Source organism: Micromonospora sp. NPDC047753, assembly GCF_040642735.1.
Classification (GTDB): Bacteria; Actinomycetota; Actinomycetes; order Mycobacteriales; family Micromonosporaceae; genus Micromonospora.
Window position 1 is genome coordinate 1 of record NZ_JBEYSL010000364.1, and the last position, 7,150, is coordinate 7,150.

Here is a 7,150-nt window from a genome sequence, read left to right on the forward strand (position 1 = left end):
CGACCCGTGGGCCGGCGTGGACACCGGCGGCTGGGACCTGCCCTCCGCCGAACTGCCCCCGCTGCCGCCCACGATGTCGTATCCGACGCCGCCGGACACCCGGCAGTGGTCCGGGCCGCCCGCTCCCCCGGCCGGGTCGCAGCCGGTGCCGCCGCCGGCCGCTCCGGGCGCAACCCGGGCCATCGGACCCATGGTGCCGGCCCGGCCGATGTCGCCACCCGCGCCGCCGAAGGTGCCGAAGCAGCGCCGGGGTCGGCGATCCACCACGCCACCGCCATCGCCGCCGCCCGGTTGGCAGGCCCCCAAGGGGTACGTGCCGGTTCCGGTTCGCCGACGACGCCGCTGGCCGTGGCTGCTGCTGCTCACCCTGGCCTGCTGTTGTGGCTGCCCGGCCTACTACGGGTTCCCGATCTCGGCCCAGTACCCGGCGCGCGCGGCCCTGCCCGTCCAGGTCGACGACCTCAGCCTGCGGCAGGACAGCCGCAGCACCGAGGCGGCCCAGAAGCTGGAGAGCGAGGTACGCAAGGAGAACTGGCTGGCCGAGGACACGTTCGCCGGCGTCTACGCCACGACGAGCGGCAAGCGGGTGACGGTCTTCGGCGGCACCGGCTTCCGGCTGACCCCGGAGTCGGACGCGGAGGCCGAGATCAGCCGGCTCACCGATCGGTACGCGTTGGGTGCCCCGGAAAACGTGGACACCGGTGTACGGGGCCGGCACGAACGGTGCGCGGTGGGTAGCGCCGACGGCGGTGCCGTGGTCGTCTGCACGTCGGTCGACCACGGCAGCATCGCCACCGGGGTGTTCACCCGACTCTCCGTCGCCGACAGTTCCGACCTGTTGGGCACCCTGCGCGCCCAGATCGTCCAACCCGAGCGGGGCTGATGCCGCACCCTGGCCGGCCGGGGTGCGGCCGGCGGGGTCAGGCGTCGCGGGTCGGGTCCGGGTGGGCGCGCGGCGGGGCGTAGCGGGGCACGTACTCCTGGCCGGTGAGCTTCTGGATCTCGCTCATCAGCTCGTCGGTCATCTGCCGCAGCGAGGCGCGGTCGTCCGGTCGGCCGGTGAAGTCCAGTGGTTTGCCGAAGCGAACCGTGATCTTGGCAGTACCCGGCCGGGGCACCCGGGCGCCGATCGGCTGCGCCTTGTCCGTGCCGATCATGCCGACCGGGATGATCGGCACGCCGGCCGAGATCGCCAGCCGGGCCGCGCCGGTCCGCCCCCGGTAGAGCTTGCCGTCCGGCGAGCGGGTGCCCTCCGGGTAGACCACCACCAGGTCACCGCCCTTGAGCGCCGGGATCGCCGCGTCGAACGCGGACAGCGCCGCCCGGCCACCGGCCCGCTCGACCGGGATCGCACCCAGGCCGGTGAGGACGAACTTGGAGATCGCACCCTTCACGCCGGTGCCGTTGAAATATTCCGACTTGGCCCAGAAAGCCAGGTGCCGGGGCACGACCGTGCCGAGGAACAACTCGTCGGCCACCGAGAGGTGGTTGCCGGCGAAGATCGCGCCACCGGTCTCCGGCACGTGTTCCAGACCCTCCACGGTCGGGCGGAACGCCACCCGCAGCGTGGGGCCCACGGTCAGCTTGCCGATGGTGTAGAGCAGCGGCACTGGTCCTCCGGCAGATGAAATGCGAGCAGGCGGTGTCACCGTAGCGGACGCCTCCACACCTCCCGGACGGAGGTGGTGAGGCGCCCGCACCCTGGCGATGGTCCGTTATACCCGGCGGACGACCACCGTTACCCGCTCACCATCGCCGACCTCGCCGGCGAAGCCCTCCAGCCCTTCGACGGCGGAACCGTCCCGACCCTCGACGACGGAGTCGCCCGGGCCCTCGACGAAGTCGACCGAGTCGGCCAGCACCTCCGCGGAGACGAAGTCGACGTACGCCGACACCGCCGCGCGTACCTCGTCGGACGCCGACACCGACACCACGATCCGGTCCGAGACGTCCAGGTCGGCGTCACGGCGGGCCTGCTGCACCACCCGCACCACGTCGCGGGCCAGCCCCTCGGCGGCCAGTTCCGGTGTGACGTCGGTGTCCAGCACCACCACTCCCTCGCCGCCGGGCAGCGGCGCGGAGTGCTCGGCGTCGGCGGCGACCAGGCGCAACTCGTACTCACCCTCGGCGAGGGTGACGCCGGCGGCCACCGGTGCGCCGTCGACCAGCTCCCACTCGCCCGCCTTGACCGCCTTGATCACCTGCTGCACCTGCTTGCCGACGCGTGGGCCGAGCGCCCGGGGAACCACAGTCAACACCTGCTCGCAGTACGCGGACAGCTCCGCGCTGAACTCCACGGTCTTCACGTTGACCTCGTCGGCGACCAGGTCGGCGAACGGCCGCAGCAGCTCCGCGGCCGGCGAGGCCACGGTCAGCGTCGACAGCGGCAGTCGCACCCGCAGCCCCTTGGCCTTGCGCAGCGACAGCGCCGCCGAGGCGACCGCCCGAACGTTGTCCATCGCGCGGACCAGATCGTGGTCGGCCGGGAACTCCTCCGCCGAGGGCCAGTCGGTCAGGTGCACCGAACGCTCCCCGGTCAGGCCCCGCCAGATCTCCTCCGCGGTCAGCGGCGCGAGCGGCGCCACCACCCGACAGAGCGTCTCCAGCACCGTCGACAGGGTGTCGAAGGCGTTGGCGTCACCGGACCAGAACCGGTCCCGGGACCGGCGCACGTACCAGTTGGTCAGCGCGTCAAGGTAGGACCGGACGGTGGCGCAGGCACCGGAGATGTCGTACGCGTCCATCTGCGCGCCGACAGTGGACACCAGTTCGTTCGTCTTCGCCAGCACGTACCGGTCGAGCAGGTGGGTGGAGTCGGTACGTCGCCGGGCCTGATACCCGTCGGCGTTGGCGTAGAGCGTGAAGAAGTAGTACACGTTCCACAGCGGCAGCAGCACCTGCCGGACGGCGTCGCGGATGCCCGCCTCGGTGACCGCCATGTCCCCACCGCGCAGCACCGGCGAGGACATCAGCATCCAGCGCATCGCGTCCGAGCCGTACGCGTCGAAGACGTGGTAGACGTCCGGGTAGTTGCGCAGGCTCTTGGACATCTTGCGCCCGTCCGAGCCGAGCAGGATGCCGTGGCTCAGGCAGTTACGGAACGCCGGCCGGTCGAACAGCGCGGTGGCCAGCACGTGCATCGTGTAGAACCAACCACGGGTCTGCCCGATGTACTCGACGATGAAGTCACCCGGGTAGTGGTGCTCGAACCAGTCGGCGTTCTCGAACGGGTAGTGCACCTGGGCGAACGGCATCGACCCGGACTCGAACCAGCAGTCCAGCACCTCCGGCACCCGGCGCATCATCGACTGCCCGGTCGGGTCGTCCGGGTTGGGGCGGACCAGGTCGTCCACCGCCGGTCGGTGCAGGTCGGTCAGGCGTACGCCGAAGTCCCGCTCGATGTCGGCCAGCGAACCGTAGACGTCCAGGCGCGGGTAGTTCGGGTCGTCGGACTTCCACGCCGGGATCGGCGAGCCCCAGAACCGGTTCCGGCTGATCGACCAGTCCCGGGCGTTGGCCAACCACTTGCCGAACGAGCCGTCCTTGATGTGGCCGGGCGTCCAGTTGATCTCCTGGTTCAGCTCGACCATCCGGTCCCGGAACTGCGTCACCGCGACGAACCACGACGACACCGCCTTGTAGACCAGCGGGGTGTCGCAACGCCAGCAGTGCGGGTACGAGTGGGTGTAGGTGTCCTGCCTGAGCACCACCCCCCGCTCCTTCAGCTCCCGGATCACCGGCTTGTTGACGTCGAAGACCTGCTCACCCTGGTACGGCGGGACCAGCGCGGTGAACCGGGTGTGGTCGTCGACAGTGACGATGGTGGGGATGCCGGCGGCGTTGCAGACGTTCTGGTCGTCCTCACCGAAGGCCGGGGCCAGGTGCACGATCCCGGTGCCGTCCTCGGTGGTGACGAACTCCGCGCCGAGCACCTGGTAGGCGTTCTCCCCGGCCTGCTCGACGAGGAAGTCGAACAGCGGCGTGTAGCGGCGTCCGACCAGGTCCCGGCCGTACACCGAGCCGACCTGCTCGTAACCCTCCAGCTCCTTGGCGTACGCGGCCAGCCGCGCCGCGCCGACGACGTAGCGGTCGCCACTGCGCTCGCTGTCGGGGGAACCCCGGTGTTCGAGTACCGCGTACTCGATGTCGGGCCCGACGGCGAGCGCCAGGTTCGACGGCAGGGTCCACGGCGTGGTGGTCCAGACGCCCAGCTTGACCGGCCCGCGCAGCAGCTCCGGTGCGGACTCGTCGGCGGTCAGCTCGAACCACACCGACAGGGTGGGGTCGTGCCGGTCCCGGTAGACGTCGTCCATCCGGGTCTCGGTGTTCGACAGCGGCGTCTCACAGCGCCAGCAGTACGCCAGCACCCGGAAGCCCTCGTAGATCAGACCCTTGTCGTGCAGGGTCTTGAAGGCCCACATGACGCTTTCCATGTAGTCCAGGTCGAGGGTCTTGTAGTCGTTGGTGAAGTCGACCCAGCGGGCCTGCCGGTTGATGTACCGCTCCCAGTCCTGGGTGAACTCCAGCACCGAGGTACGGCAGGCCTCGTTGAACCGGTCCACGCCCAGGTCGATGATCTCCGCCTTGCTGGTGATGCCGAGCTGCTTCTCGGCCACCACCTCGGCGGGCAGGCCGTGACAGTCCCAGCCGAAACGCCGCTCGACGTGCCGGCCGCGCATGGTCTGGTAGCGCGGCACCACGTCCTTGACGTAGCCGGTGAAGAGGTGACCGTAGTGCGGCAGGCCGTTGGCGAACGGCGGGCCGTCGTAGAAGACGTACTCGTTCTTGCCGTCCGTGCCGGCCGGGCGGGCCTCGATGCTGGCCTCGAAGGTCTTGTCAGCCGTCCAGTGCTCCAGCACGCGGCGCTCGACCGCGGGCAGGTCCGGGCTCGCCGGAACACCGGCGGCGGTCGCGTCGTGCAACGGATAGGCCATCGGGGGTCGCTCTCCTCATGCAGCTCACTCAACGTGGGTCTGCGAGGACGAACCTCCGGGTACGCCTGGAACGGCGCTCCCGGGTGGCCCGCGGTACCACCCCGCTTGGCGGTCAGGATCGACCGCCCGCTCATTGTCGGCTGTGACGGGCCGCACCCGTCCGGTTCTACTGGGCCGGTTGCCCGGCTGTTCTTCCGGAGGCTCACCGGTGATGGCCGGGTCATCGCCTTTCGGGGTCCAACGATACTCGACCCGCCGACCGCCCCGCCGCCGAGTGAACGCCCGCGCCGGCACCCTAGGCTGACCGGGTGATCCGGATCGAGTTGGACGAGCCGACGCTGCTCCGGACCCGGATCGCCACCAGCCCGCTCTGGGAGGTGCTGACCAGCCTGTTGCTGCTGCACCGCAATCCGATTGAGGCGCCCTGGCCGTACACCGGCTGGGCGCGGCACGCACGGCGGGTGCTCGACGACGTGCCGGCGACCGCGCCGGCCCGGCTGCTGACCATCGGCCTGCCCGCACCGGACTTCCTCAGCCCGATCCCCACGTTGGCCGCGCCGACCCTGGCCGACCAGCTCGCCGAGCTGCGCGCGACGCCGGCCGAGGTGATCGCCGAGCAGATCCCCCACTACTACCACCCGGACGACCTGCCGGAGTGGCTCCGCCCGTTCATCAAGGAGCGGCGGGCCGCCCTGGACCGGCTCGCCGACGGCATCCAGGCGTACTGGGACGCGGCCATAGCGCCGTGGTGGCCGGCGATGCAGGCGGCGCTGGACGAGGAGGTGCTGCATCGGGCTCGGGCGCTCGCCGCGTACGGCCCGGACGCGCTCCTGGAGAACCTGCACGAACGGGTGCGCTGGAACAAGCCGGTGCTGACCCTGGTGAAGCCGTCGGAGCAGCAGTTCACGGCGGTGAACCAGCGACTGCTGCTGCTTCCCTTGATCTTCTCGGAGGGGGCACTCGTCTGCGCCACCGACCATCCGGAGATCATCGCCGTCTCCTACCAGGCGCGCGGGGCGGCAGTGCTCGCCGAGGGTGGGCCGGTCCCGGCGGCCCGGACGACACCGGCCACGGACCGGCTGGCGGTGCTGGTCGGTCGGGGTCGCGCCCAGGTGCTGCGGGCGCTGGCGAGGCCAGCCACCACCGCGGGCCTCGCGGCCACGTTGGGGCTGGCTCCGAGCACCGTGTCGGAGCAGCTCTCCGCGCTGTTGGCCGCCGGCGTGGTACACCGGCGCCGGGTGGGCCGACGGGTGTTGTACGGGCTGGAACCGGCCGGTCTGGCACTGGTGCAGCTCGTCGGTGACGAGCCGACGAGCGCCTCGGCCTGAGCATTCGGCTCGATCCGAATCCGTTTCCCACCCGTACCCGTCGCTCCTAGCCTGCTGATCACGAGCGTCGGAAGGTCCGGGCAGACCGCGGCGTCGACCTGACGGTCGACAACGGGGAGCTGTTCGGCCTGCCGGGGCCAGACGGCGCTGGCAGGCCCCATCCCCGACCCAACCCCCGTTGATCATGGAGTTGTCGCCTCACTCGACGGCGTGTCGTGGCAACAACTCCATGATCGACCGGGGGTCGGGGACGGCCCGCCGATCCAGGCTTCTCCATTGAGATGAGCGGGATCACAGTCCCGGTTGTCACGACCCGCCCGGCCCGGCCGTCGTACCGGTGTCGGACCGATCAGGAGGTAGTCGTGCAACGGATGAACCCGGCCGAGGTCGCGCCGCAGGCGTACAAGGCCGTCATGGGGTTGGAGAAGTACGTCCAGACGAACGTCGACCGCACCGTGCTGGAGCTGGTGAAACTGCGGGCGTCGATGATCAACGGGTGCGCGTACTGCGTGGACATGCACAGCCGGGACGCGCTCGCCGACGGCGAGTCGAGCCGCCGACTGTTCGCGGTAGCCGCCTGGCGGGAGGCTCCCTTCTTCGACGAGCGGGAGCGGGCCGCGCTGGCCCTCACCGACGCGGTCACCCGGCTCGGCGAGCACGGGGTGCCGGACGAGGTGTGGGATGACGCCGCGAAGGTCTGGTCGGAGAAGGAACTGGCCGACCTCGTCATCGCGATTGCCACAATCAACGTGTGGAATCGGATCGGGGTGACGATGCGGCTGGAGCCCCCGGCCCAGGCGTGACAACCGAGGCGGCGTCGCCGAGTCGCTGCAGCGTGGCGCCCGGGTGATCGTGTCGGGCCGGCTGCGTCAGCGGTCGTACGAGACC

The 7,150-nt window shown here is 70.7% G+C and carries 4 protein-coding genes and 2 pseudogenes; 4 read left to right on the plus strand and 2 right to left on the minus strand.

The window, feature by feature from the left end:
• A pseudogene (locus ABZ749_RS25475) lies at positions 1 to 883 on the plus strand (hypothetical protein); the annotation flags it as partial.
• Between the two features lie 37 nt (positions 884 to 920).
• Here the strand turns inward: ABZ749_RS25475 and ABZ749_RS25480 are convergent.
• Together ABZ749_RS25480 and ileS are read right to left on the minus strand one after the other, a co-directional pair.
• The gene (locus ABZ749_RS25480) at positions 921 to 1,610 is read right to left on the minus strand and encodes a lysophospholipid acyltransferase family protein (RefSeq protein WP_355009324.1); all 690 of its coding nucleotides are present in this window, start codon (positions 1,608 to 1,610) and stop codon (positions 921 to 923) included.
• 105 nt (positions 1,611 to 1,715) lie between these two features.
• Positions 1,716 to 4,934 carry an isoleucine--tRNA ligase gene (gene ileS / locus ABZ749_RS25485; RefSeq protein WP_357232067.1) on the minus strand — a complete coding sequence of 1,073 codons (3,219 nt, stop codon included), beginning with the start codon at positions 4,932 to 4,934 and terminating at the stop codon, positions 1,716 to 1,718.
• A gap of 308 nt (positions 4,935 to 5,242) precedes the next feature.
• Here ileS and ABZ749_RS25490 point away from each other — a divergent pair, with 308 nt between their 5' ends.
• The 3 genes and pseudogenes from ABZ749_RS25490 to ABZ749_RS25500 all read left to right on the plus strand — a co-directional run.
• Positions 5,243 to 6,262, plus strand: a complete 1,020-nt coding sequence (locus ABZ749_RS25490; RefSeq protein WP_357232071.1) for an ArsR family transcriptional regulator — start codon at positions 5,243 to 5,245, stop codon at positions 6,260 to 6,262.
• 362 nt (positions 6,263 to 6,624) lie between these two features.
• Positions 6,625 to 7,065: a carboxymuconolactone decarboxylase family protein gene (locus ABZ749_RS25495; RefSeq protein WP_357232074.1), complete on the plus strand. Its 441-nt coding sequence runs from the start codon at positions 6,625 to 6,627 to the stop codon at positions 7,063 to 7,065.
• 13 nt (positions 7,066 to 7,078) lie between these two features.
• Positions 7,079 to 7,150 (plus strand): annotated as a pseudogene (locus tag ABZ749_RS25500) (single-stranded DNA-binding protein); the annotation flags it as partial.

Bases quoted from the DNA above. Each gene is read 5' to 3' on its own strand.
- ileS (WP_357232067.1), bottom strand. From the start codon at position 4,934: ATGGCCTATCCGTTGCACGACGCGACCGCCGCCGGTGTTCCGGCGAGC.